Here is a 26,296-nt window from a genome sequence, read left to right as displayed (position 1 = left end):
GCCCTCACGCCTCGACAAGAACTGCACCCGCGGCTCGGCCGTCTATCGCAAGGATGAAGTCCGCGATGTACTGCAGCAGTTCGACGTCGCGGAGGCGATCCGAGCCGACTCCGCCGGTACGTGGCAGCGGGAGTTGCACGAGCCCGGTCGTTGCCCGGTACTGCGCGCTCGGATAGATCCGCTTGAGCCTGATCTGTTTGGAATCGGGCAGTGCCATGGGCGAGATCTTGAGCTGAGTTCCGGTGACGGCGACTTCCTCCAGCTGGTACTCGCGACAGAGCAGTCGAAGTTTGGCCACCGAGATCAGCCGTCGAACCTCTTCGGGCAGTGGGCCGTAGCGATCGACCAGTTCTTCTACGACGGCAGCGATACCGTCGGAATCCGTCGCGGCCGCGAGCTTGCGGTAGCCCTCCAACCTGAGTCTGTCGCTGGTGACGTAATCGGGCGGGATGTGTGCGTCCACAGGCAGGTCGATCCGGACCTCCTTCGTGCCCTCGTCCATCGTGATCGGTTTGCCGTCAGCTGCCGCCCGGAAGGCCTCGACTGCCTCTCCCACGAGCCTGACGTACAGATCGAACCCGACGCCCGCCACGTGGCCGGACTGCTCGGCGCCGAGGACATTTCCGGCTCCACGAATTTCGAGGTCCTTCATCGCGACTGCCATACCTGCGCCGAGGTCGGAGTTCTGCGAGATCGTTGCCAGTCGGTCGTACGCCGTTTCCGTCAAAGGCTTTTCGGCCGGGTACAGGAAATAGGCATATCCACGTTCGCGACTACGCCCGACTCGGCCGCGCAGCTGATGCAACTGCGAAAGCCCCAGTGAATCCGCACGTTCGACGATCAGCGTGTTCGCGTTCGATATGTCGAGGCCGGTTTCGATGATCGTGGTACAGACCAACACGTCGAAGTCGCGCTCCCAGAAGCCCTGCACGGTCTTTTCGAGAGTGTCCTCGTTCATCTGACCGTGCGCCACGACGACGCGAGCCTCCGGAACGAGTTCGCGGATCTTCTTGGCTGCCTTGTCGATCGAGCTGACGCGGTTGTGCACGTAGAAGACTTGGCCGTCGCGCAGAAGTTCACGCCGAATGGCCGCGGCTACCTGCTTGTCCGCATACGCACCGACGTAGGTGAGGATCGGGTGACGCTCTTCCGGCGGCGTGAGGATCGTGGACATCTCGCGGATCCCGGCCATGCTCATCTCGAGAGTACGAGGAATCGGGGTAGCCGACATCGTCAGGACGTCGACGTGGGTGCGTAGCGCCTTGATGTGTTCCTTGTGCTCGACTCCGAATCGCTGTTCCTCGTCGACGATCACAAGCCCGAGGTCCTTCCAGCGGATTCCGGTCTGCAGCAACCGGTGAGTGCCGACGACGATGTCGATCTCACCTTCCGCCATGCCGGCGATGATTTCCTTCGAGTCCTTGGCATCGGTGAAACGCGACAGCCCTCGCACCTTCACCGGGAAGGACGCCATTCGCTCCGTGAAGGTCTGAAGATGTTGCTGTGCAAGCAGAGTCGTGGGCACCAGCACAGCCACCTGCTTGCCGTCCTGTACTGCCTTGAACGCGGCACGAACGGCGATCTCTGTCTTGCCGTAACCGACGTCACCGATCACCACTCGGTCCATCGGAACCGGCTTCTCCATGTCGGCTTTGACCTCACTGATAACGGTCAACTGGTCGATGGTCTCGGTGAATGCGAATGCGTCTTCGAGTTCCTTCTGCCACGGCGTGTCCGGGCCGAACGCATGCCCGGGGGCTGCCTGACGCGCCGCGTAGAGCTGAACCAACTCACCCGCGATCTCACGAACGGCCTTGCGGGCCTTGCGCTTGGTGTTTGCCCAGTCGGATCCACCGAGCTTGCTCAGCGCCGGCAACTCTCCGCCGACGTACCGGGAGAGTTGATCGAGCGATTCCATCGGGACGAACAGACGATCACCCGGGTGACCACGCTTGCTCGGCGCGTACTCGATGACCAGGTATTCACGACGCGCCCCGCCGATGGTTCGTTCGACCATCTCGACGAACCGGCCGATACCGTGCTGATCGTGCACGACCATGTCCCCAGCTGACAGCGCGAGGGGGTCGACCTGATTGCGGCGCTTGGCCGGCAAGCGCTTACCGTCGCCGACCGCGGCAACACGGTTGCCCGTCAGATCTGACTCGGTGACGATCACCATCCCGGGCGTCGAGTCGTCGCCGGCGAGTACCAAGCCGTCATGCAGTGATCCGCGGAGCACCGCGACCTGTCCGCGGGCGGGGGTAGCGCCGGCGTCGAGCATCTTGGCGGGCACTTCGGCTTCACCGAGTCGCTCCACTACGCGGCTTGCCGTTCCGGCACCTGCCACCACGATCGCCGCGCGACCGCCCGTGCTCACGTGTGCCCGGAGGCTGACGAACAGTTCGGCCAACAGGTCGTCGGAACCACGCACCTGCGGTGCCGCCTGAACCGGGAGTTCGAGTTCTTCACCGTTTCCCGACGCCAGCGGGCTGACCGTCCACCAGGGTCGGCCGGCAGCTTCGGCAGATTCGCGAACATGGCGAAGCGACCGGTACGCGGAGGCGCCGAGATCGACTCCTCCGCCGTTGAGGATCGACGTGTCGAGCGGTGCGGCGCCGCCGATCGACGCCGCCGTCCACGACGCTTCCAAGAACTCCTGGCCGGTGCGCACCAGGTCGGTGGCGCGGGTGCGCACCTTCTCCGGATCGCACAGAAGGATGTGCGCCCCTTCGGGAATAACATCGGAAAGTAGTTGCAGTTCACCGGGTTTGAGAACCGGGAGCAGAGCTTCCATACCTTCGACGGGGATGCCTGCCGAGATCTTGTCCAGCATCTCGACCAACGACGCGTCAGCCTGGTTCTCAGCAGCGAGTGCCGCAGCTCGATCGCGAACATCAGCTGTCAGAATCAGCTCACGACACGGCGGCGCAATCACGGAATCGACGTCGACGTCCGGTAGCGAACGCTGATCGGCAACCGAGAAGTAGCGAAGCTCCGATACCTCGTCACCCCAGAATTCGATTCGCACCGGATGATCCGCCGTCGGCGAGAACAGGTCGAGAATGCCGCCGCGGACCGCGAACTCACCACGCTTTCCCACCATGTCGACACGGCTGTACGCCATCTCCACCAGACGTACGAGAACGGAATCGAAATCGATCTCGGTGCCGACGCGCAACGTTATCGGCTCGATCTCGCCCAGACCTGGTGCCATCGGCTGAACGAGAGAGCGCACCGTGGTGACGATCACCCGAAGAGGCGAACCGTACGAGGCATCGTCTGGTCTGGCGAGTCTGCGCAGTACCTCCACCCGTCGCCCGACGGTGTCCGCGCTCGGCGACAGTCGCTCGTGCGGCAATGTTTCCCACGACGGGAACTGCGCGACACCTCCGCCGAGCATCTCGGTGAGTTCTGACGTCAGGTCGTCGGCTTCGCGACCGGTGGCGGTCACCAGCAGCACTGGCGTCCGAGCGGCAAGAGCAGCAGCGATGAATGGCCGAGCCGGCTGCGGCGCCACGATGTCCAAAGCGGCCGCGCCGATGGCGTCGATCACCGAAGTGAATGCGGCGTCTGCGAGGGCGACCTCGGCGAGTCCAGCGAGCGCAGTCTGGGCAGAGGACAAGGAAGTCAACGAACGCGCTCCTGAACAGTGATGACGGGTTGCGGACGCACAGCCCGAGCGCAAGATCCCCACCGAGGCAGAGTTGTGCGCCGGTTCGATTCTATCGGTGCGCGATCTCGAAGCGCAGTCCGATCCGTTCAGTTTCCCCTAGCACTCGTCTTCTTCGACGTCCGCTTAGCCGGAGAGGATTGCGTGGCCGGTGCACTCGGCGGCGTCACGGCCACGCTGGTGTGAGAGTTGAGCGCCCGAACCCGGCCGATCACCTTCGTTGCCTTGCCGGTTCTCCGTAGACGTACGGTTCTGCGACCGTTCGGCGCGAGGTGAAACCAGGAGTCTTCGGGCTCGAAGCCCTGCAGTTCGAGGGCTACGTATTGGGCGGCAGCATCCGTCGTGACGTCGACGACCCACTCTTCGTCCCCGAGGCCTCGAGGCCGGCCGACGCTACGAGCAGTAGCGACAAGCCCGACCGACCGCTCGAGGGGCCGCGCCGGACCCCCCAGGAGATGCACCACTTCGTCCACCAAACCGCCGTCCTCGTCTTCGAGTGTGACGGTGACGGCGTCGTACGTCCGCGCCCCGAACCGAAAGACGTGGGTGAGGTCGGTGAAACGGCCGACAAGACTGTCCACGGACCAGGTCAGACTTGAATGCGCTTCCACCTTGACCGGTATCGCGACGTCGACCGGGACGACACCTGACCGACTGTGTGCTCGAAACCTGATCTCGCCGACGACAGGATTCGCGGTCTCGTTGATCGCGTCGAGCCTCAATCCATCCATACCGTCGTCCGTGACAAGAAGCGCGATCGGTTTGGCGCTCCGACGGAGCACGAACCACGGAGCCTTGGGACTGCCGCTCCAATCGAGGACCCCCCATCCTGGTCCGGGCTCCAGGTCTCGCAGTGCGAGTGTCAAGGCGCCGTCGCACCGAGAGTCCGGGCGACGCCAGTAGCCGAGCGTCGATGCGAACGCCTCACATACAGCTGCGCGTCCCAGGTCGAGATAGCGTTCCGGGTCTGACCACCTGAGTTCACGAGGGTCTTCGCCGAAAAGGGTGTGGACGTAGTGGTCCCGAACATCCTCGAAATCCCACGACGATCCGTTGTCCCGCGGCACCGCGGCTTTCCATGCCGGGTGGTGCCCTGCGACGGCGATCGAACCGAATTCGTTCTCGATCACCGCATTCGACGGTGGAATCGAAAATGCCAATGATTCGGTCGCAAAACGAACTCGCGCGCTGAGCACGTCGGCCAGTGGACGACGATAGGCACCCACCCCGAAGTAGTGAGCGACCCCGCTTCCGACATGCGTAGCCAATTGCTCCCCCCCGGGAGGCGCGGAGGGCGACGACGTCACGTACTCGAGTTCAGGTGCCAGCGTCGAGATCAGCTCCGGCAGTCTCGAATGAATGAGCGGAATGTGTTGATCGACCAAGCCCAACATGGTGGGCTGCTGTTCGGTCTCGCTGCCCCCGCAGAAGACTGCCAATGCTGGATTTCCACGCACCCTGCGCAGGAACGCAGTGACCTCGGCGGCAACAAGTTCGAAGAATTCGTCAGTGTCAGGCGGGTCAAGCGTCGCCAACATCATGTCCTGCCACACGAGAATGCCCAGACGCGCGCATTCGTCCCAGAAGTGGTCGCTCTCGTAGACCATCGTTCCCGGAATTCGAATCATGTTCAGACCGGCCTCGGCCAGCCGTTCCAATACAAGTGTGGTGTCGCCGTCGCCTTGAAGCGAGATCGGGTCAGTCGGCACCCACACCGAACCACGGCAGTACGCCCGGATGCCGTTGACATACAAACGGAATCCACCATCGGATCTGTCAACTTCCACCGTCCGGAAACCAACCGAACCGAGGTGCTCGGCGACTCCGTCCGTTTCTATCGTGACCGGATAAGTACAAGGGGGGCCATGAGTGTGCGGCCACCACAACTGCGCGTCCGGCACTTCGACGATGCCGGACACCTCGAGGTATCCGTCCGGCCCGGTAGCCGTAGCGAATTGTTGCGAGTGTTCGCCGACACGCACGGTGACGTACTCCAGCGAGACCGGCAAGCCGGTGAGCCGAGCACTGACGGCAACGCGACCGGTTGTGCCGTGGACACTCGCCTGCTTGACGGCAGAGACGACGGTGGCGACTCCCCTGTCCAACAGCCGGATACCTCGCCACGGACCCACTGGTACCGGCGCACCACTGAATACGGGAGCCATACCTAGCATCGTGGTTCGGATCCACCGAAGACCCTGTTCGCGGACCATCGACGAGCGCCAACGACCTCGTGGGCGCCTCGATCTCAAAGTCGCGGAGAGAGAATGAAAATGAACAGCCACCTGGACACGTTTGCCTACGCCGTCTCCGCCCGGAATGCTCACTTCCCCAGGCGTGAACATGGATTCGGTGGACGCGACGAGGACACCGTCGATCCAGACGTCGGCAAACGCCGTCACACCGTCGAACTGGAGCAACCACGGCCCCTCACCGGTTGTAACCACGGTAGTCACGAACCACCAGTCGGAGGACGCTGTAACAGACTTTGCCTGTCTGGCATCGGATTGCGCCTTACGCAACGCGCCGGCGACTGTTCCCGGCACGGGCGCTGTCATCCACTCGGTCACGGTTTCGAGGGCAGCCGGATCGGTCACGGAACCGGGTTCGGTTGCAGCGCATCGCCATATCGCGCCGGCCAGCAGGTCCGCTGACGAGCGAGTCACTGCTAGACCAACCTCAGGTGTCGATGCGAGTCGACGCCGACTGTGTCGGCAACGACTTCCATCGCCCTCTTCCACGACACGGCCATCTCGTCGAGTTGCTCACGTGGGTCGACCACGCGGCCCCTGGCGGCACGCGCCATCTGGAACTGCACGCTCTTGGCCCCGGACGCCACTTTGCGGAAATCCGGCGCAGCCTCGACCATCCCGGAGAAACCTGCAGTGTCCAGGAACTCACTGGCGTCCGCCGCCAGCTCCGCGCTGGCACCGCATTGACGAAGAAGCCCGAAGGACCAGAGGTGAAAGGCATCCATGCCAGCCCCCTGCACCCACTCCAGGTCGTCGATCACCCTGCGGCCCAGCTCTCGCACGGGATTACCTGCCGCTCGAACCGCCACGTTCCGTCGAGCCACTTCAGCGATGTTTCCGGCATTGGTCGCGTGAACCGGATTGAGCCGGATCTGTTCGACGTAGGGTACGAACGAAGGAAGTGAGGAACGATCGAGATCGAAAACGCCGGAAAAGTCTTCACCTCGCAACATGTAGTACCCGCTGTTGTGGAAGTACTCGAGTTCGCCGGCAACGCGATCGATCCGATTGGGCACGATCGTGGTCTTGGTGTGCCCCTCGTGATAGCTCGTTCCGAGAGTGTCGGGAAGCCAGTATCCGTCTACCTCGACCGTCGACAGCATCCCGACCGCGAGGTTGTCCTCGACATGGATCAGCGGTGCCCGCCAGACGTTCATCTCGGCGACTTCGATTCCGTACAACGCGTAGATGTCCTCCGCCTTGAGCTTGAGGAACGTCCACTGAGTCCCGTCGAACCGCGACGAGAAGGCACACGCCAATGCCGGGACGGGGTCCAATCCCAGCGAATGCAACACTTCGATCCACAGATCCGTGTAGCAGTTGGTCTGCGCCCACACCCGGTCGTCCTGATGCAACGCGTGTGGCCGGTAGCGATCAGGTGAAATATCGACGAGACGTGACATCAGATGCCCATTCGTTCACGAACGGAAGTTGGCCACGCAGCCACATCAAGACCATGAGTCCGCAACAGGGACAACGCGATTCGCTCCATCCCGAACCCGACGCACGAGCTGTGCGCCACCTCCCCCTCGGCCGTTCGGATGTCGAAGTTGACCCCGAAATGGTCGAGATGGTTGTTCGAGGACACGATGGCCGTGCCCTCGTCGAGGTCTCCGTAGAGCCGAACTGTCAGTTCTGTCTTGAGATTCTCTTCACGCTGGTTGGCTGCAAGCATCTTTCCGGCGCGCCCGAAGAAAGGATCATTGGCGATCACTGGGGTGGCATCTAGCTCGAGTAGGCCGAGCACCTCGAGTCCCCGCTCGATCCAGTGCTCTTTATGCGCTCGCGCTGCTGCGGCGTCACCGATCGTCACGAACTCGTGCATCCGAAACGCTTGCATACGAGCCGGATCGATCGCCGGTTCGTGCCGGAAGCAAAAACCGTAGATGTCCAGCAATACCCCACCTTCGGGGAGAACTCCGGTGTACCGCGCATAGGCGGGATGGCACGCTGCGGACACGAGCATGGTCTCGGTCGGTTCGAGATGGCGATCCCACGATTGCCCATCGGCGCGATCGGCCAGCAGTCGCGCGTGATCGCGATTGGAACCGGCGAAGGTGTTGATGGCGCCGGTGAGGTTGGGAAACGAAGCGATGTAGTCGGTGCGCTCGAAACTGCTCCGCGGGAACACCGGCGGGAACCGCAGGCGGGTCGCAGCTGCGCCTGGCCCCGCTGCAACCACCACTCGATCGATGCCGTCGACGATGTCCTCGAACACACCGGAACGCCCGTACAGTCCCGGTACTTCCGTCTCTACGAGAAGTCCTTCGACAAGCAGTTCGCGTTGAAATGCAGCTCGGGCCCGATCCAAATCGGTTTCGATTGTCGCGGTTTCGGTTGTCACAATCTCGGTTGTCATAGCGTTCCCCGGTATCCAATAGCCATGTGAGCTGAACCTGCCATGATTCGATCGTTGTTCACCATCACCGCTGCGCCGTGCGCATCACGAAGGTGGCGGCCGAGCGAGAATTCGGTGTCCTCGCGATATCCGGAGATTCCGCAGATCAACATTGTCTGCCCCACGATTTCCACCACCGCAGTGGAGGCTGTGACTTTCAGGTTGTTCATCGCGAGCGAAAAGCCCACCGCGCCCGTCGCCTCGAAATCGGCAGCGCCTGCCTCAGCGCGGACTGCGCGGTCGTACCTACGCGCAGAAGCGTCGACGAGATCGGCGAATTGTTGTGCCGAAGCAGCAACTTCGGCGAGACGCAGCGCTCCGGGGGACGTGACTCCGGGCTGCTTGCGGGCGGCGGCACGCACGTACTTGCGCGCCTTCTCGACTGCCGCGTCGGCGATTCCCAACCACACCGAACTCCACACGACGTGCGAGACCGGGAGCATCGTGTGGGTGGAGATATCGGAATACGGTACGTCGGCGACCATCTCGGGCGTCGAGGTGGCCCGAAGGATGTAACCGAGACTGCAAGTTCCCCTCAGCCCCAGCGTGTTCCACTCGGTGGTGCGTTCGAGCGTCAGGTCTGGGGTACGGCACACCACGAGAACCTGATCGTTGGGCTGACTCTCGGGCGTTCGCCGAGCCGTCACGACTATCGCGTCGGAATGCTCACCGTACGAAATGACGGGCGCATTCTTGATCAGTAGCAGATGGCCGCCCAAATCTTCTACAGCGCAGTAACTCCGGCTGACATCGCCACCGATTCCCAGCTCGGTAGTCGCCGATGCCAACAGCAATTGCTTGTCGACAGTTTCTTCGACGAACTCGCGGAGCGCTTCGGTATTGCCATGCTTGACCAGCGAGTAGATCTGCGTCTGATGCATCGCAAAAATCATTCCGCTTGCAGCACAGCGTGTTCCGATCACGCGGGCGATCTGCGACACCTCCTGCAGCGAGAGACCTTCACCGCCGAGTTCCCTCGGTACCGCGACGGACAGCAGCCTTTCGCTTCGCATGGCGTCGACGGCTTCACGCGGAAACCTCGCCTCTGTATCAACTTCGTCGGCCCACACCGCTGCAACTTCGTCGGCTAACCGTACGGCCCGCTCGAGAGCCGTCCCGGTGGAGCACTGCGCTTGCGGAGCGTTCATGCAGCACCCAACTCTGCCAACGCGCCCTCTATCGCCTTGACACTCGCGAAGGTGCTCTTCCGCAACAACTCGTCCGGAAACTCGATGTCGAACGAGTCCTCCAGCGCCAACATGACATTCACGCTCGCGTGCGATGTCAAACCCAACTCGTAAAGATCGGCCTCGCCGTCGATCGTGCTCACGTCGACTGCTAGCCGACCGTGCTCGACGAGCACTTTCCGAATTGCCTGATCAATCATCAGCGATGTCGTCCTTCTTTTCGATGCGAGCGCCCGAGCGTGTTGCGATCACCATTGCGATGGCCACGTCTGCTTCGTGCGAGATAGATACTTGAAAGTCGTTCAGATCCTGAGCCCACGCGAGTTCCGCGGCATTGCCGGACAGAGTCACCCCACAACCACCCCACTCGGCCCGAGTGATTTCTATGGAGTTCCACGGAACGGGAACGTCACCCGGCCTGAGCACCTTCACAACGGCCTCTTTGGCAGCAAAACGCGCAGCCAGTCGTTGATCCCGGGCCGGCCCGGCGCACGTCTGCAATTCATGAGGAGTGAAGGTCCGATCGAGATACCTTCGCCCGAAGAGGTCGATACTTCGAGTGACATCCACGACGTTCACGACGTCACAGCCGATCCGCGGACCGATGTCGAGCATCGGCGTCGGTGCAGTGTCACCCATTTTCTGACTCCCCCTTTTGGGGTCGTACACGCCGGGCAGCCCCCTATGCTGCCCGGTGCGTCGACGCCGTCACCCTGCCCTGACAAACCTGCAAACTCAGCAATTCTTCAGCTACCGGTAGAACATACCGCAATCCGAAGATTGTCGGCAAGATCGGACCTCCAGATTCCCATCAACACTATAAACATACTCTCAGTTTGTTTCGAATGCAGAACAAAGAGAACAATCTCCCTACCAGGACATTTGCAACAAATTCACCAATGGGGCTGCGCGGAGATCCAGTGCTTTCAGTGATCGCTGGCGAGACGCCTAGCTGCGAATTGTCTGAAATACTCCACTTTGGATTCCGGGACCACGATCGGAAGTATCAGGTTCCACGATGCCTTCATGGAGTCCGAAAGCTCACGAACAGTCCCGGTCGCCGCTGCCATCAGCCGAACTCCGGACGCCACTTCCAACAGGAAACGCGCGATATCGGCAGAATCCGCGTCCGAACGCAGATCACCTTCGTCGGCCGCACGGCTGGCAAGTTCGCGGTAAATGTCGAGCCAGACATCCAGCGTTGCCGGCCCGGATCCCCGATAGTCCCCGATCTCGACCAACAAGCGGAAAGTCGCACGAACCATGGCGTCATGCGCACCGATGTCGACGATGACGGACGAAATACCGATCAACGACTCGAGTGCGGGAGTGCGACGGTCCAACCAGAGTTCACATTTCGCGTCGAAACGTGCCGAACCCTCGTCGATCACCGCCCGCGCGAGTTCTTCCTTGGACCCGAAATGGAAGTACAGGGCGCCTTTGGTCACCTGTGATTCGGCGATGATCTCGCTCAAGCTGGCATTGGCATAGCCCAGGCGCAAGAACACCCCCGCTGCTCCGCGCAGCACCGAATCACGGGTGGCTTCTGCCCGCTCTTGCCTCACCATCGATCCGGCCTCCAATCACCACACATCGAACGAATCCTTGGTCTTACCCGTTCACAGCGTCAAAATGGAAGGCACGGTTCGGCATTCAACCCACCCTGCAAACAAATGAGACATTTGCCCATCAAACGATCGTGATACAGCGAACACAGCTTAGACCGCGATCCATCTCTGCGTGGCAGGCGCGCCTGGTTAACCCTCCAATTGTGGGTCGGCTTCCAGATTCGTCAGGCCATTCCAACACAAATTCACGAGGTGAGCGGCGACAACTTCTTTGGACGGAGTCCGTTCGTCGAGCCACCACGTAGCCGTTGTGGACACCATGCCGACAAGCGCCTGGGCGTACATCGTTGCTAGTCCGGGGTCGAAACCGCGTCTGGAGAAGTCGCCAGCGAGCAGGTAGCCCACCTGACTGATCGCGTCGTTGAGCAAGCTCGAATACGTCCCACTCGGAGCGACAACGGACGAATCACGCACGAGGATCCGAAATCCGTCAGTGTGCTCTTCCACGTAGGTGAGCAAAGCCAACGCAACCCGCTCGACTCGAACTCTCGAGCGATTCTGTGAGAGCGAAGACGTGATCATTTCGAGAAGCCGCGACATCTCCCGGTCCACTACGACGGCGTAGAGCCCCTCCTTGCCGCCGAAGTGCTCGTACACGACCGGCTTGGACACGTTCGCTCGCTGGGCGATCTCCTCGATCGAGGTCGCCTCGTATCCCCGTTCGGCGAACAGTGCCCGCCCTATCTCGATCAGTTGTTGCCGACGTTGAGTACCGGTCATCCGGATCCGTGTCGCTCGTTCGGGAACTGGATCCCCGCCACCCGAACCGGACACCGTCGCCATTGTCTTCCTCTCGCCGACACACAAATTACTGCTGTGGACGCTCAGCCTATCGGGACTTCGGGGGCCGAATCGGAGGAGCGGTTCGACCTACGGCGGGTCGGCATGCGATTATTCTTTCGCGCGTTCGGCCGCAAGGCTCGGCAATGCGTGGCAATCCGCCGTGGTGTAATGGCAGCACCTCTGATTTTGGTTCAGATAGTTCAGGTTCGAGTCCTGGCGGCGGAGCCGGTGAACAACATGGGTTTTCCGAGCGGAAATGCATGTCGTGATCGACAGCTTGATCGACAGCTTGATCGACAGAGGGAGCTCAAACCAGTGCAGACCGCCGTGATCGTTCTCGCAGCGGGTGCCGGTACACGAATGAAGTCGAAGACTCCCAAGGTCCTCCACACTCTCGCCGGACGCAGCATGCTGGCACATTCGCTTCACGCGGCAACCTCACTGAACCCCACGCACCTGGTGACCGTCGTCGGTCACGATCGTGAGCGTGTCACCGAAGCGGTCAGCGCAGTCGCGGGTGAACTGGGCCGCCCCGTCACCGTCGCCGTTCAGGACGAGCAGAAGGGCACCGGGCACGCCGTCAGCTGCGGACTCGAGGGACTGCCTGCCGACTTCGCCGGAACCGTACTCGTCACAGCCGCCGACGTACCGCTGCTCGACGGCAAGACAATCGCAGACCTCCTCGCTCAGCACACTGCCGCTCCCGCGGCTGCAGTAACGGTGCTGACGTCGACGGCGCTGGACCCCACCGGCTACGGACGGATCCTTCGTACGACGGACGGCGAAGTCAACGCCATCGTCGAGGAGAAGGAAGCCACCGATTCGCAGCGCTCGATCACCGAGGTCAATTCAGGTGTGTACGCCTTCGACTTCGAGACTCTGCGCGACGCTCTGGCGTCTCTCGACTCCAACAACGCACAGCACGAGTTCTATCTCACCGATGTGATCATGATCGCCCGCCGCGCAGGCAAGCGTGTTCGTGCGCAGCACATCGCGGATTCGGTTCTCGTCGCGGGCGCCAACGACCGCGTGCAGCTCTCGACACTTGCCCGCGAGATGAACCGTCGGATCCTCGAGACGTGGATGCGTGCCGGCGTCACCGTCGTCGATCCCGCTAGCACGTGGATCGATTGCGGCGTGCGAATCGCACAGGACGTGACGCTCCTGCCCGGAGTTCAGTTGACCGGCACGACGTCTGTGGGCGAAGACGCCGTGATCGGCCCTGACACCACCTTGGACAACGTCAGCGTCGGGGAGCGTGCGGCTGTCGTCCGCTCGCACGGGACCGACTCCGTGATCGGCGCGGACGCAACTGTCGGTCCGTTCGCCTATCTCCGGCCGAATACCCGTCTCGGCGACCACGGCAAGATCGGCGCCTACGTGGAAACCAAGAACGCCGACATCGGCGAACATTCGAAGATTCCGCATCTTACCTACGTCGGCGACGCCACCATCGGCCATCACAGCAATATCGGAGCTTCGAGCGTCTTCGTCAATTACGACGGGGTGAACAAGAGCCGTACTGTGGTGGGGTCGCACGTCCGAACAGGCTCCGACACCATGTTCGTCGCCCCTCTCGTCGTGGGAGACGGCGCTTACACGGGTGCGGGCACGGTCTTGAAGAACGACGTACCGCCTGGGGCGCTTGCCGTCTCGGGTGGAGCGCAGCGCAACATCGAGGGTTGGGTCCAGAAAAATCGACCCGGAACTCCTGCAGCCGACGCCGCTGCAGCGGCTGCACAACCTGACAGCACAGATCACCACCAGATCGACCGGCAAGTACAAAAGGATGGCATGAACCAGTGACTGCGAATTGGATCGACAACCAGAAGAACCTGATGTTGTTCTCGGGTCGCGCACATCCCGAGTTGGCGGAGCAGGTGGCGAAGGAACTCGACATCCGCGTCACCCCGCAGACCGCGCGCGACTTCGCGAACGGTGAGATCTTCGTTCGATTCGAAGAGTCGGTTCGCGGCTCCGACGCTTTTGTCCTGCAGAGTCATCCGGCACCGCTGAACACGTGGGTGATGGAGCAGCTCATCATGATCGACGCGCTCAAGCGTGGATCGGCGAAGCGCATCACTGCCGTTCTTCCGTTCTACCCGTACGCCCGCCAGGACAAGAAGCACCGCGGACGCGAGCCGATCTCCGCTCGCCTGATCGCGGACCTGCTCAAGACCGCCGGCGCCGATCGCATCATCACGGTCGACCTGCATACCGACCAGATCCAGGGCTTTTTCGACGGTCCCGTCGATCACATGCACGCACACAGCCAGTTGGCCAACCACATTCGCGCGGGATACAACCTCGAGAACATCACGGTGGTCTCCCCCGACTCGGGCCGCGTTCGTGTCGCCGAGAAGTGGGCCGACTCGCTCGGCGGAGCGCCGCTGGCGTTCATTCACAAGACGCGCGATCCGTTGGTGCCCAACCAGGTCAAGTCCAACCGCGTCGTCGGTGAGGTCGAAGGTCGCACCTGCATCCTGATCGACGACATGATCGACACCGGCGGAACCATCGCCGGCGCGGTCAAGGTGCTCAAGGAGGCCGGCGCGGGTGACGTCGTCATCGCCGCAACCCACGGCGTCCTCTCCGACCCTGCGGCCGAGCGTCTGTCGACGTGTGGCGCGAAGGAAGTTGTTGTCACAAATACACTTCCGATCGACGAGTCGAAGAAGTTCCCGACGCTGACGGTGCTGTCCATCGCACCGCTGCTGGCTCGCACCATCAAGGAAGTTTTCGAGAACGGTTCTGTGACTTCGCTGTTCAACGGCAGCGCCTAGTCTTCCGCTGCACTAGGGGCGCGTACCTGTGACTTCACGGTCACCGGTACGCGCCCGTAGTCGTCTTCGCGAACCCCACGAAAACAGACCACCCGGTCATCATGAAACCACCTGTGCGACACACGAATACCAGCAAATGCGTTGAACAGCATGATCTTGATCACGCCCGCGTCGAGAAACCCAGGTCGATGTTGGGGTGGTGTTCACCGCGCCGCAATCTTCGCCTAGTGTGGCTCGTCGTGATCGACGCGCAAACCCTGGAATCCCGGCCCGAATCTCATTCCCTGAATTCATCAGTTCCGACGATCCGGCGGTGGCGCCCAGGATCTTGTGTCTGGTGCGGAGACGACAACTCCGTGGACATGTTCCGCAACGAACCTCGCTGTGGAAAATGCCGTGAAAACGAAGGCATCATCGACGACGCCAAGCGCTTCCTCGGGATGTACGGTCTGCGCCCGCTCGGCGGCACGCTGCAGTCCGACGACGACGAAGAGCGCGAGTACCGCGTCAACGCACGCGAGGCACGCCGAGTCCTGAACGAGATCCGCATGGACGTCCTTCCCGATGCGGCCGCTGTTCGCAAGGCAATTCGGCCCCGCGCCGCAACGGTTGTCGCCGACACGTCACCCGCGCGGGCTTCTCGCCCCTCCAGCACGGGCACAGCGACGCGCGTTGCCGCTCCGGTCAAGACAGACACCGTGGACATCGACACGCTCCAGACGCGCGTTCTGGGGCTTCTCGATCAGCTCGGTTCGATCGACGAGCAGATCAAGGTCGCCGAACTCGCACAAGGGTTGCCGGCTCGCGCTCGACTGAGCGATCTGAACAAGCAGAAGGCCACGGTTCTTCGCACGCTGGCCGCTCTCGAGAAGGCCCGCATCGCCGCCTCCAACTAATTCTCCTCGCGTCCATCCCACGGCCCCGTCTCACTTGCGAGACGGGGCCGTTCTGTCTGAGCAGGTACCTTTACGAATCGTGAATGACATCACCATCACTTTTGTCGTGCTTGCACTGGTCGTGGCGCTGTTCGTGATCGGCCGAATCCCGGTCGGCATCATCGCGATCGGCACTGCCCTGGCGCTGTACGCCACCGGTGTGATCACGATGGAGCAGGCGCTCGCCGGATTCGGCGATCCCACGGTGGTGTTCATCGCCGCGCTTTTTGTCGTCAGCGAAGCCCTCGACGCCACCGGTGTCACCACGTGGGCGGGCGAGAAACTGCTGGCGAAAGTCGGCGAATCCCGAGTCCGTCTCGTGAGTGCGATCATGTTGCTGGTTGCCGCGTTGACCGCATTGATCAGCGTCAACGGGGCCGTAGCAGCGTTGGTACCGATGGTGGTCGTCTTGGCGGTTCGTCTCGGCAAATCGACGTCACAACTGCTTCTCCCGTTGGCATTTGCCGCCCATGCCGGATCGATGCTCACCTTGACCGGAACACCGGTCAACATCATCGTTTCCGAAGCCGCCGAGGAATCCGGGGCCGGTGCTTTCGGGTTCTTCAGTTTCACCTTGGTCGGTGCGCCGCTCGTATTGGGAACGATTGCGATCGCCCTACTTCTCGGTCCTCACGTTCTCCCCCATCGTGCGGGGACGTCGATGTCGCCTGACCTGAGCCGGCATGCCAAGACCCTCGCCAAGCAGTATCAGCTCATGGGAAAGGATGCGCCGTCCGCAGAGCCCTTGATCACCAAGCACGACGGCGTGGTCGAAGTGATCATCCCGCCACGCTCGGAAATGATCGGCGACAGGGCTTTTCCGGGCATGGTGACCGAAAGCGGAGATCTGGTGATACTCGCAGTCCAGCGCGCCGGTGAGGACTGCGGCCCCAAGGGCGTCAAGTTGGCGGCCGGTGACACGCTTCTCCTGCAAGGAAGCTGGGACGATCTCGACACCCACACCGCGGTCGATCCGAACGTCCTCGTGGTCGACGCGCCTGCCCAGATCCGTAAGCAGGCAGCCCCGTTGGGAACCCGCGCGGTCATCGCCCTCGTCGTCGTCGCGGCGATGGTCGTGTTGCTGACCTTCGGACTGGTGCCGTCGGCGATAGCCGGACTCCTCGCTGCGTGTGCGATGGTGCTGCTACGAGTCATCAGCGTGGAGCAGGCGCATCGGTCCATCTCGTGGACCACGTTGATTCTCGTCGGCGGAATGATCCCGCTCTCGACCGCGATCCAGCAGACCGGTGCAGCCGAAAAACTCGCTCATGCCTTCGTCGACGTCGTCGGCGGTGCAAGCCCCTATGTCGTTGTGGCCGGACTCTTTGTCGTCACGGCGACTCTGGGTCAGCTGATCAGCAACACCGCGACCGCGCTGATCATCACGCCGATCGCCATCTCGGTCGCCATCGAACTCGACATCTCGGTGCTGCCTCTTCTGATGACGGTCACCGTCGCTGCCGCGGCCTCCTTCCTGACGCCCGTGGCCACTCCCGCGAACATGATGGTGATGGGCCCTGGCGGGTACAAGTTCGGCGACTACTGGAAGCTCGGGCTCCCGATGTTGTTGTGGTTCCTGGTAGTTGCCACAGTGTTGATCCCAGTGATCTGGAGTTTCTGATGTGCTCACCGAAGGTGTTGTCGGAGGTCTACGAATCGATCGGACGAGAAGGCAGGAAGGTCAGCCGACGATCGATGTTCGCGGCACTTGGCACTACGGCGCTAGGCGCAACCGTCGTGGCCGGCGCGGTGCAGCCCACTGCGTCGGCAGCGCCGGCGGGTCGGACCATCGTCGATCTGACGCACGTGCTGTCGCCCGAATTCCCGGTGTGGCCGGGCGCGCGCTCGTTCGAGATGAGGAACCTGGCGAAGATCGCCGACGCCGGCGGGTCTCTGGGCCCGCTTGGGTCCGCTGGTTTCGGCGGAAACTTCTACCTCAACGAACTCCGCCTCGAGGAACACACCGGCACTCACATCGACGCGCCCGCACACGCCAGTGCGGACGGAATCACCGTCGAGAAGATCCCGGTCGCCGACCTCGTCGTGCCGATTGCGGTCATCGATATCAGCACCCGAGCCTCCGTCGACCCCGACACACTGCTCACCCGCCAGGACGTCCTCGACTGGGAGACCCTCCACGGGACTATCGCTCCCCGCAGCCTGGTGGCGATGAACTCGGGCTGGGATACCCGGGCAGGCGCCGGCGGGGCCTTCACGAATCGAGATGCACTGGGCGTGCAACACACACCGGGGTTCGATCCCGAGGCGATCGACTTCTTGGTGTCCGAGCGCGACATAGTCGCCGTGGGATCGGACACCCTCAGCATCGACGCAGGCCGAAGCACGACCCACGGGGCTCACCGAAGCGCTTTGGGCTCAGGAAAGTACGCGGTCGAAGCCCTTGCAAACCTGTCCGCACTTCCAGCCGTCGGCGCTACCGTGATGGTGGGAGCGCCGACGCATGCTGGCGGATCCGGTGGTCCGTGCCGGGTTATCGCCTGGTACTGAAGATCAGGGCGTGGGTGTCACCCGCAGCACCTTGTCGCCTGTTCCGTTGTCCGTGGTCACCAGGAGCGAGCCGTCCGCCGTCGGAGTCACCGAGCGCAAGCGCCCGAACTGGTTCACCAGTCCGAAGGTCTGAGCGTCGACCGAACGGCCGTCGGCACTGAGGCGGAGGAAGATCAGTTCCTTGCTCTTGAGACCACCCATCACGAGTGCACCGTCCCAGGCACCCCACGCGGCTCCGCCGGTGAAGGCGGCGCTGGCGGTGGCCAACGTGGAGCTACCTGAACGCCACACTGCCCCAATTGCTCCCGGCACGCGCACGGGATCTGTCATCGGCACGGATTCGTCGTACGTTCCGGGAAGACGATCCGGACGGTAGCCGTAGTTTCCGCCGGGGGTAAGCAGGTTGACTTCGTCGTCGACGCTCGTGCCCTGCTCAACCGAGTACACCCGGCCGGTTCCGGTTTGCACGGCCAAACCTTGCACGTTGCGGTGCCCGAGCGTGTAGACGGGGCTGCCTGCATTCGGATTTCCCGCCGCCGGAGTTCCGTCGGTGTTGATGTGCAAGACTTTGCCGCCCAGCGAATTCGGATCCTGCGGAACGCTCGGCGTCGCGGTGTCACCTGTCCCGACGAACAGCGTTCCGTCCTGGGCCGCAAGAATTCGGCAACCCCCGTGGCGCCCGGACGAGACCGGGATTCCTGGCAACACAGTTCCGGTTCTAGTGAGCGCGGTCCATCCGGCGTCGACGGTCCACGAGATCACTCGAACGTCCGTGACTCCCCCAGCGCTGAACCCCTGGCAGGTGTACAAGGTGCGCGACTGAGCGAAGTCGCGGGCAAGCGCGATGCCCATGAGGCCGGTTTCGGACTGAGCGTAGAGATCCGAAAGATCTGCAGCGACTGGACCTGTCGTGTTGTCGCTTCGGCGCACGAAGAATCCGCCGGATCGTTGTCCGGTCAGGATTGCACCGTCCGGGGCCGCTACTACGTCCCAGGGGTGGTCGAGTCCGTCGACGAGTGTGGTGACCGACAGCTGCGGGAGGGTGTCCTCGATGGGTATGTCCGGGTCGTCGCTCCCCAACGATCCGGTGCTTCCGTTGCCGAAACTGCCGGGGTCGAAGGGGAAGGGTTGGGCCACGCTCTGCGTTACCGGCATCACCAGAACTGCAGTCAGGGCCACGGTCAATGCGGCGAGCTTCGGATGACGCACGCGTTCTCCTCGGGTCGGAAACCGTTCTGCGCCTCACTATAAACAGACAAATCGGTCTGCGCTGCCCGAACTGAGCGCACAGAAGTCGTTCCCGGACGCGGAAACCCGCGTTTCGAGTCGATTTGTGAACGCTCACGCCCGCTGCGCGCACAACAGCGCGAAGCGCTGATCCTCGTCCGTCCACACCTTCCGTACCCCGAAGCCCGCGGACGCCAGCTCCGCGGCAATCCTGTCCTCGGTGAACTTCGCCGAGATCTCGGTGCGCAGCTGCTCGCCCGCTGCGAAAGTGATCTCCAGATCCAGGTCGTCGATCCGGACCGAGAGTTCACGAAGTGCTTCCAGCCGCATCTCGATCCACTCGTTCTCGGCATCCCAGAGCGCGACGTGACGGAAGTCCTCCAAGGGAAAGTTCGCTCCCAGTTGCTTGTTCAGGACCGAGAGAACATTGAGATTGAACTGTGCAGTCACACCGGCAGCGTCGTCGTATGCGGGCACGAGGACTGCGGGATCGATCACCAATCCCACGCCCAGGATCAGGTTCTCACCGGGATCGAGCACGGCTGCAATGCCCGAGAGGAACTCGGCACGTTCCGCCGGAACGAGATTGCCGAGAGTTCCACCGAGAAACGCGAGCGCCCGCCGTCCACCACCGGGCAGATGATGCAGCGAGCCGGTGAAGTCACTGACCACCCCGACCACATCGATGCCGGGGAACTCGGCACCGACCTGCCGCGCCGCGCCTTCCAGTGCCGTCACCGAAACATCCTGCGGTACATACGTTCGCAGAGTTCCGCGCGCGGTCATCGCATCGAGCAGCAAACGCGTCTTCTCCGAGGAACCGGAACCCAGTTCGATCAGGATCTCAGGTTCGGTCAACGCAGCGATCTCGTCGGCGTACCGAGTGAGCAGGCCGCGCTCGGTACGGGTGGGGTAATACTCGGGCAAGGCCGTGATCTCCTCGAACAATTCACTTCCACGCGCGTCGTAAAACCATTTGGGCGAGAGCCACTTCGGCGTAGCGGTCAGACCCTCCCTGGCCTCGGCTCGCAATGCGTCGACCGATTCGGCCGGTGTCAGATAAACCTCGAGCGTAGGGGTTTTCATTGTTCTCCCATCGGTATCGGGGTGATGATCAAGTGGCCTGGACGCGCGCAGACGATGTGCCGGTCCGGCACCTGCTCCCAGTCCGGCGATCGATCGAACGGTTCGGAGACGATCAGGGCCCGCGACTCGTCGACCCGCGTGTACAACGTGTGGCCCCAGGCCGTGGCCCACAGTTCCTGCCCGTCGCCGAACAGGAGGTTCAGTCGTGAATCCGGTGCCGCCGCAGCCACATCGTGAACGAGGCTCGTCACGGCGGCCTCCGCGGGCTTCGAGGTCAACCGATGCAGAAGCACTGTCCACAACAAGGCAGCATCCGTCGGGGCGGGCATCTTCAGCAGTTCGACGGCCGGAACCTCTGCCGCCAATTCGGCAAGTGAACCAGGCCAACCGGATACCGCTCCGTTGTGGCTGAATGCGTAGGTTCCGTCGACGAACGGTGCGCAGGCACCGATCTCGACGGCCATCCCCTCCGTCGCGGAACGAACGGCGGCGAGAACGGATCCGGAAACGATGTGGGACAACGTCTCGTCGATGGTCGGGTCCGACCAGATCGGCGAAATGCTGCGATACCGCCCCTGCCTTCCGTCGTTCCACCACACCGTGCCGAATCCGTCGGCATTGATGGTCCCGCCGCCACGCATCTCGCGAGGTGCCCACGACTGTCGCATCAGTGAGTTCTCGCCGTCGTGGATGAGTTCACGAACCGAACGCGGCGGCCCGAGATACCCGAGGTGCCGACACATGTCAGGATCTACCCGAAATCGTTCTGGCGCAGCGAAAACCCGAGAAGATCTGGCGTCTGATCGGATGGTCCCAGTTGCGGAACGTCCCCCGGCAGGCAACGCTGTCGGTCCCGAACGATCCCCCTCGCAACACTCTGTAGTCACCGCCGAAGAACACCTCCGAATACTCCCGGTACGGGAAGGCCCGGAAACCCGGATACGGATGGAAACCCGAAGAGGTCCACTCCCACACGTCGCCGATCAACTGCTCGACACCTGCTGCCGACGCACCCGCCGGGTACGAGCCGACGCCCGCTGGACCAAGATGGCGCTGACCGAGATTGGCAAGATTCTCGTCTGCGGACGCGTCCCCCCACGGGAACCGTCGTGATCTCCCGGATTCCGGATCCCACCGTGCGGCCTTTTCCCATTCCGCCTCGGTGGGAAGCCGTTTGCCTGCCCAGCACGCGTAGGCCTCGGCTTCGTAGAAGCTCACGTGCACAACCGGCTTGTCGGGTGGTACCGGAGCCTCGACGCCGAAAGTCTCGTGCCACCAACCCGAACTGTCATGTTCCCAGAACAGAGGCGCACGAAGTTTCGCGTCGACGCGATGCCGCCAACCGTCACGGGACCACAGTTCCGGTCGGGAATAGCCGCCGTCCTCGATGAATTCGATGAACTGCCCGTTGGTGACCGGGAATCTGTCGATTGCGAAATCGGTGAGATAGGCCTGATGTGCAGTGCGCTCGTTGTCGAGTGCCCACGGCTCGTCGTCGGTCCCCATGACGAAGGAGCCGGCCGCGATGGTGATCTCGTCGAGTTCCGGCATGCGGGCCGCTTGCGGAGCGGGTGTCGCAACGAGTGCCGTGGGCCCCGAACGTAATTGGTGTGTCGCGAGCATGGTCTCGGCGTGTTGCTGTTCGTGCTGCGCGATCATCCCGAACGCAAAGCCGTCCACGTCGAGTTCTGTGCGCCCGAACGTGCTGGCTTCGAGCACATCCCAGACCTTCCCACGAACCGTACGTACGTATTCGCGCGCCTCGGCCGGGTTGAGCAGGGGAAGTGTCGGTCTCGACGATCTCGAATGCTTGAAAGCGTCGTACAGCTCGTCTATGTCGCTACGCACCGGATCACGGCCACCGACATCGCGCACCAGCCAGAGTTCCTCTTGATTGCCGATGTGCGCCAGGTCCCACACCAGCGGACTCATCAACGGAGAATGCTGAGCGATCAATTCGGTATCGTCGACGCAGTCGGTGAGCAGCGTCGACCGCTCACGCGCTCGCAGAAGTACGGCCTCGACCGCTTCCTTGGTGATCTCCCCCGTCATGTGTCGCTCTCACCGGGCACAATTGCGCGACAACACCGTTCGGCTGCGGCATCGAGAAGACGGACAAACTGTGGCTCCGGCGCATAAGACGCGGCAAGCGACATCAGAGATGTTGCCGCCGAACGCAGTTCGACGTCGTCCAGACCGTACTCTGCCGCATCCCGCCACCTCCCGGCCGTCGACGCTGCAGCATCACTCGCCTCGCGCATCACGGCTGGCCCGGACAGCAACGCGTCGACCGCTGCTATCGGCACTCGCCACAAATCTCCCGGTTGTGCGTCGATGTAGCGAACCTCCAGATGGCCGACAGCGCGAACCGGCGGGAACAGCGTGGACAGGTGATAGTCCAAGTCCGCCCAGACGGGGCGACGTCCGATCTCGGCATCCAGGGCGCCGGCGATCCAGTCCGCGAAAGTCGCGCCCCGCGGAGCCGTCCAATCATCGCCTTCGTTTCGCACACACATGAGCGGAACGTCGAGCGCCCAGGCTGCGTAGTCCTGCGCTTCCGGGATTGCGGCGGTGCGCCAGGAATCGAGTTCGAGCCACGTCCGCATGCGTTGAGAAGCCCAATCTCCCCTCGGAACCCCTTGCAAGCGTGGAGAACACGCAAACGCCGCGACGAGAGCCGGACCCATGTCCCCGAGGAGCCGCCAACGCTGGGCGATCGACTCCGGACTCCCGCCGGCATCGACACTGACCTGCACTGCTGCGGTATTGCACATCATCAAGGTGCCGTACGGGCCTATCCCGGCGAAGCGGGATTCCATTGCGCAGTAACGCGGCAACCGGAGAATGCGGGAAGGGGGGCGGGCGACGTCGGCGGCAGCCGAACTGATTTCGATCGAGTACGACGCGAGAAGAGATTCGAGAGTCCGACGGTCTTCGTCGAGACAGTCACACAGTTCGCGGGCGGACGTGCGCGGTGCGGACGAGAGTTCGATCTGTCCGCCGGGTTCTACGGTGACCAGGCTGCCACGAGGAAGCGGAACCGCCGGTGAATCCGGGTCGATGCTGGTGGGTGCGTGTCGCCCGAGCGCTCTTGCCAGCGTCGCGGCGGATGGCCGCTCCCCACCGGGATCTTGCCTGGTCAGCCACTCGATCTCGGCTCCGACCAAGCGGGGTGGCCCCTGTTTGAAGCACACACCACCGACGTAGGCCTCGGCCGCAGGACGCGAATCCACCTGCGTGGTCTGTGCTGCTGTCAACGCTGCTGTCACCATTCGACTTCCCCTTCGGGCGGTCTTCGCGGTCGTTACCGACGATAGAACGCCTACGTCCGAGATGCACCCATTGTGGTGTTACGTGTCGTTGAATTTCTTCAGTCGTATCCACCGGTACCCACAACCGGCCAGAACCACACCTACCCCGGAAACAACCGCGATCCACGGAAGTGTGACCACCAGAACGACACAACCAGCCGCCCCGACTGCCTGCAGCCACTTCGGATACATCCGGTCCACTCCGCGCTGGCTGTACGCGCTCACGTTCGCGACGAAGTAGTAGAGCAGCACTCCGAACGACGAAAAGCCGATCACGCCACGAAGATCGGTTGTCGAGACCAAAGCGATCACAACAGCCCCGACCACAAGTTCGGCATGGTGAGGGACTGCGAACCGTGGATGGACGGCAGCGAGAGCAACGGGCAGATCACTCTCGCGGGCCATCGCCATCGCCGTACGGCTCACCCCGGCGATCAGAGCCAGCAGCGCCCCCGCCGACGCCGCCGCGGCACCGATCACCACCACGGGAACGGCCCAGTTCCACCCGGCTGCGCCCACCGCATCGGCCAGGGGCCGCGCCGACTTCGCCAGCCGATCAGGCCCCAACGTCACCAACAGCACCACCGCTACCAGCGCATAGAGGACAACCGCGGCGGTGAGTGCAATCAGAATCGCCCGCGGAATCGTGCGGCGCGGATCACGCACTTCCTCCCCCAGCGTCGCGATCCTGGCGTAACCGGCGAAGGCAAAGAACAACAGCCCCGCCGACTGCAGAATCCCGTACCACGACCCGAACACGAGGTCCGGGAGCTCACGCACTGCACCAGGTCCCACGACGGCAACCACCAGCGCTACACACAATGCCGTCGTCGACACGGCGACGATGACCCTGGCCATCTGCGCCGTCCGCGTCACTCCGCGGTAGTTGACTGCTACCAGGGCCACGACTACCAGTACCGCGGCGGGAACACGCCAGGCCGCAGGAGCAACGTACGTCGCGAAGGTCAGAGCCATTGCCGCGCAACTCGCGATCTTCCCGATCACGAACGACCAGCCGGCGGCAAACCCCCACCAGGGTCCGAGCTGCTCACGTCCGTAGACATAGGTCCCACCTGACGTCGGGTATCTGGCCGCGAGCTGCGCCGACGACGTCGCATTGCAGTAGGCGACGAACGCTGCGATCGCCAGGCCGAGCAGCAACCCGGTACCCGCTACGGCGGCAGCGGGCGCGAACACCACGAAGACTCCGGCGCCGATCATCGCGCCGAGGCCGATCACCACGGCATCGGCCGTGCTCAGTCTTCGCTCCATCGGGACAGCTTCGTTCACAGGTAGTTTGAACCACACCGACATGAACGGAAGGTGCCATGTTCGATCTCGACACGATCCGCCGCGACACTCCCGGATGCCTCGACAAGGTGTTCCTCGACAGCGCGGGATCCTCGCTCCCGCCCGAGCCGGTGCTGACCACCATGATCGAGCACCTGCGACGTGAAGCCGACGTCGGCGGGTACGTCGCCGCTGCTCGCCAGAGCGGCGCACTGGCTGCTGTTCCGCATTCACTGGCCCGCGTCATCGGCGCCCAGGCAACCGATATCGCGTTGACGGACAGCGCAACCCGCGCGTGGAACGACTTCTACGCTGCCGTTCCACTCGGACCTGGTGATCGAATCCTCATCAGCGGAGTCGAATACGCGAGCAACGCAATCGCCGCTCTGGGGCGGGCGCGTTCCACCGGCGCCGGCGTCGAGGTCATTCCGAGTGATCAGTACGGATGCATCGACCTCGAGGCACTCGAGAACATGCTCGACGATCGGGTTCGACTCGTCTCCGTCGTACACGCCCCCACCAACGGCGGCTTGATCAACCCGGTCCGTGAGGTAGTCGAATTGGCCAGAGCCCACGGCTCTCTCGTCCTGCTCGACGCGTGCCAGTCCGTCGGCCAGTTGCCCATCGACGTCACCGAACTCGGCGTCGACGCGCTCAGCGCCACCGGCCGCAAGTGGCTCCGCGGGCCACGCGGAACCGGATTCCTGTACGTCCGCCCCGGACTCGTCGACGCGCTCGAACCCGCTGCAATGGACCTGCACGGAGCGGAATGGACCAGCGAGAACAGCTTCGTTCCTGCCCCGGATGCAACACGATTCGAACTCTGGGAAACGAGTGTCGCTGCGCGCCTGGGTCTCGGCGTCGCCGCCGACTATCTGCTCTCGATCGGCACCGACACGGTGTGGGAGCAGATCGAATCCCGAGCCTGCGCATTGAGGGAAGGTCTGGCAGCGATTTCCGGAGTCGAAGTCCGCGATCGAGGAACCCATCTGAGCGGCATCGTTTCCTTCACCGTCGACGGTATTTCCGAACACCTGGTTCGGGATCAGCTTGCAGCACAGAACATCACCGTCACCGTCAGCGGTCGCGGGTCCACGCTCCTCGACATGGATGCCCGCGGACTCGACGCTGTAGTTCGCGCATCGCCGCACTACTTCGTTGACGAAGCCGACCTGGACACATTTCTGGGCGCGGTCAGGAGTTTGCAAACCTCCCGTTGACCGGGACCTTGCCTGATC

21 protein-coding genes and 1 tRNA gene are annotated in these 26,296 nt (G+C 62.8%); 7 read left to right on the top strand and 15 right to left on the bottom strand.

Going from position 1 to position 26,296, the window contains the following annotated elements; genetic code table 11:
- Positions 1-4: 4 nt before the first annotated feature.
- The 9 genes from mfd to ACFWEM_RS30730 form a co-directional block, all read right to left on the bottom strand.
- Positions 5-3,631 carry a transcription-repair coupling factor gene (mfd, locus tag ACFWEM_RS30770; RefSeq protein ID WP_378539493.1) on the bottom strand — a complete coding sequence of 1,209 codons (3,627 nt, stop codon included), beginning with the start codon at positions 3,629-3,631 and terminating at the stop codon, positions 5-7.
- Between the two features lie 128 nt (positions 3,632-3,759).
- The gene (locus tag ACFWEM_RS30765; protein ID WP_378539492.1) at positions 3,760-6,336 is read right to left on the bottom strand and encodes a glycosyl hydrolase; all 2,577 of its coding nucleotides are present in this window, start codon (positions 6,334-6,336) and stop codon (positions 3,760-3,762) included.
- Positions 6,337-6,338: 2 nt separating this feature from the next.
- Entirely contained in the window at positions 6,339-7,325 is a 987-nt protein-coding gene (locus ACFWEM_RS30760; RefSeq protein WP_378539491.1) for a DUF1839 family protein, read from the bottom strand.
- Positions 7,325-8,281 carry an amino acid--[acyl-carrier-protein] ligase gene (locus ACFWEM_RS30755; protein ID WP_378539490.1) on the bottom strand — a complete coding sequence of 319 codons (957 nt, stop codon included), beginning with the start codon at positions 8,279-8,281 and terminating at the stop codon, positions 7,325-7,327. The genes ACFWEM_RS30760 and ACFWEM_RS30755 overlap by 1 nt, the downstream gene beginning before the upstream one ends.
- Positions 8,278-9,468, bottom strand: coding sequence for an acyl-CoA dehydrogenase family protein (locus ACFWEM_RS30750; RefSeq protein ID WP_378539489.1), 1,191 nt, complete (start codon positions 9,466-9,468; stop codon positions 8,278-8,280). Before ACFWEM_RS30750 ends, ACFWEM_RS30755 begins: the two co-directional genes overlap by 4 nt.
- A complete protein-coding gene (locus ACFWEM_RS30745) occupies positions 9,465-9,707 on the bottom strand; it encodes an acyl carrier protein (RefSeq protein ID WP_283301892.1) in 243 nt (80 codons plus the stop codon). The genes ACFWEM_RS30750 and ACFWEM_RS30745 overlap by 4 nt, the downstream gene beginning before the upstream one ends.
- A complete protein-coding gene (locus ACFWEM_RS30740) occupies positions 9,700-10,146 on the bottom strand; it encodes a holo-ACP synthase (RefSeq protein WP_378539488.1) in 447 nt (148 codons plus the stop codon). Before ACFWEM_RS30740 ends, ACFWEM_RS30745 begins: the two co-directional genes overlap by 8 nt.
- Before the next feature lie 287 nt (positions 10,147-10,433).
- A complete protein-coding gene (locus ACFWEM_RS30735) occupies positions 10,434-11,075 on the bottom strand; it encodes a ScbR family autoregulator-binding transcription factor (protein ID WP_003946317.1) in 642 nt (213 codons plus the stop codon).
- A gap of 189 nt (positions 11,076-11,264) precedes the next feature.
- Complete coding sequence (locus tag ACFWEM_RS30730) at positions 11,265-11,918, bottom strand: TetR/AcrR family transcriptional regulator (protein WP_095972137.1); 654 nt, start codon at positions 11,916-11,918, stop codon at positions 11,265-11,267.
- A gap of 154 nt (positions 11,919-12,072) precedes the next feature.
- On the opposite strand from ACFWEM_RS30730, the gene ACFWEM_RS30725 reads away from it, so the two are divergent.
- From ACFWEM_RS30725 to ACFWEM_RS30700, 6 genes are all read left to right on the top strand, one after another.
- Positions 12,073-12,143 (top strand) — tRNA-Gln (locus tag ACFWEM_RS30725).
- 90 nt (positions 12,144-12,233) lie between these two features.
- Complete coding sequence (glmU, locus tag ACFWEM_RS30720) at positions 12,234-13,724, top strand: bifunctional UDP-N-acetylglucosamine diphosphorylase/glucosamine-1-phosphate N-acetyltransferase GlmU (RefSeq protein WP_378539487.1); 1,491 nt, start codon at positions 12,234-12,236, stop codon at positions 13,722-13,724.
- Positions 13,721-14,701: a ribose-phosphate diphosphokinase gene (locus ACFWEM_RS30715; RefSeq protein WP_003946284.1), complete on the top strand. Its 981-nt coding sequence runs from the start codon at positions 13,721-13,723 to the stop codon at positions 14,699-14,701. Before glmU ends, ACFWEM_RS30715 begins: the two co-directional genes overlap by 4 nt.
- A 239-nt stretch (positions 14,702-14,940) precedes the next feature.
- Positions 14,941-15,597: a hypothetical protein gene (locus ACFWEM_RS30710; protein ID WP_378539486.1), complete on the top strand. Its 657-nt coding sequence runs from the start codon at positions 14,941-14,943 to the stop codon at positions 15,595-15,597.
- 79 nt (positions 15,598-15,676) lie between these two features.
- A complete protein-coding gene (locus ACFWEM_RS30705) occupies positions 15,677-17,257 on the top strand; it encodes an SLC13 family permease (protein ID WP_378539485.1) in 1,581 nt (526 codons plus the stop codon).
- The gene (locus tag ACFWEM_RS30700) at positions 17,257-18,144 is read left to right on the top strand and encodes a cyclase family protein (protein WP_378539484.1); all 888 of its coding nucleotides are present in this window, start codon (positions 17,257-17,259) and stop codon (positions 18,142-18,144) included. The genes ACFWEM_RS30705 and ACFWEM_RS30700 overlap by 1 nt, the downstream gene beginning before the upstream one ends.
- 3 nt (positions 18,145-18,147) lie before the next feature.
- Here the strand turns inward: ACFWEM_RS30700 and ACFWEM_RS30695 are convergent, their stop codons facing one another.
- From ACFWEM_RS30695 to ACFWEM_RS30670, 6 genes are all read right to left on the bottom strand, one after another.
- The gene (locus ACFWEM_RS30695) at positions 18,148-19,353 is read right to left on the bottom strand and encodes a PQQ-dependent sugar dehydrogenase (RefSeq protein WP_378539483.1); all 1,206 of its coding nucleotides are present in this window, start codon (positions 19,351-19,353) and stop codon (positions 18,148-18,150) included.
- Between the two features lie 132 nt (positions 19,354-19,485).
- Positions 19,486-20,457: an L-histidine N(alpha)-methyltransferase gene (gene egtD / locus ACFWEM_RS30690; protein ID WP_378539482.1), complete on the bottom strand. Its 972-nt coding sequence runs from the start codon at positions 20,455-20,457 to the stop codon at positions 19,486-19,488.
- The gene (gene egtC / locus ACFWEM_RS30685; protein WP_378539481.1) at positions 20,454-21,200 is read right to left on the bottom strand and encodes an ergothioneine biosynthesis protein EgtC; all 747 of its coding nucleotides are present in this window, start codon (positions 21,198-21,200) and stop codon (positions 20,454-20,456) included. The genes egtD and egtC overlap by 4 nt, the downstream gene beginning before the upstream one ends.
- Position 21,201: 1 nt before the next feature.
- On the bottom strand, positions 21,202-22,509 hold the full coding sequence (egtB, locus tag ACFWEM_RS30680; RefSeq protein ID WP_378539480.1) for an ergothioneine biosynthesis protein EgtB: 1,308 nt from the start codon (positions 22,507-22,509) through the stop codon (positions 21,202-21,204).
- Positions 22,506-23,729 carry an ergothioneine biosynthesis glutamate--cysteine ligase EgtA gene (gene egtA / locus ACFWEM_RS30675; RefSeq protein ID WP_378539479.1) on the bottom strand — a complete coding sequence of 408 codons (1,224 nt, stop codon included), beginning with the start codon at positions 23,727-23,729 and terminating at the stop codon, positions 22,506-22,508. Before egtA ends, egtB begins: the two co-directional genes overlap by 4 nt.
- A gap of 78 nt (positions 23,730-23,807) precedes the next feature.
- Positions 23,808-25,082, bottom strand: a complete 1,275-nt coding sequence (locus ACFWEM_RS30670) for an APC family permease (RefSeq protein WP_378539478.1) — start codon at positions 25,080-25,082, stop codon at positions 23,808-23,810.
- 14 nt (positions 25,083-25,096) lie between these two features.
- On the opposite strand from ACFWEM_RS30670, the gene ACFWEM_RS30665 reads away from it, so the two are divergent.
- The gene (locus ACFWEM_RS30665) at positions 25,097-26,278 is read left to right on the top strand and encodes an aminotransferase class V-fold PLP-dependent enzyme (RefSeq protein ID WP_378539477.1); all 1,182 of its coding nucleotides are present in this window, start codon (positions 25,097-25,099) and stop codon (positions 26,276-26,278) included.
- Positions 26,279-26,296: the final 18 nt, after the last annotated feature.

This window comes from Rhodococcus sp. NPDC060176, from assembly GCF_042728675.1.
Lineage (GTDB): Bacteria > Actinomycetota > Actinomycetes > Mycobacteriales > Mycobacteriaceae > Rhodococcus_F.
This window is presented reverse-complemented; position numbering and strand designations above follow the sequence as displayed.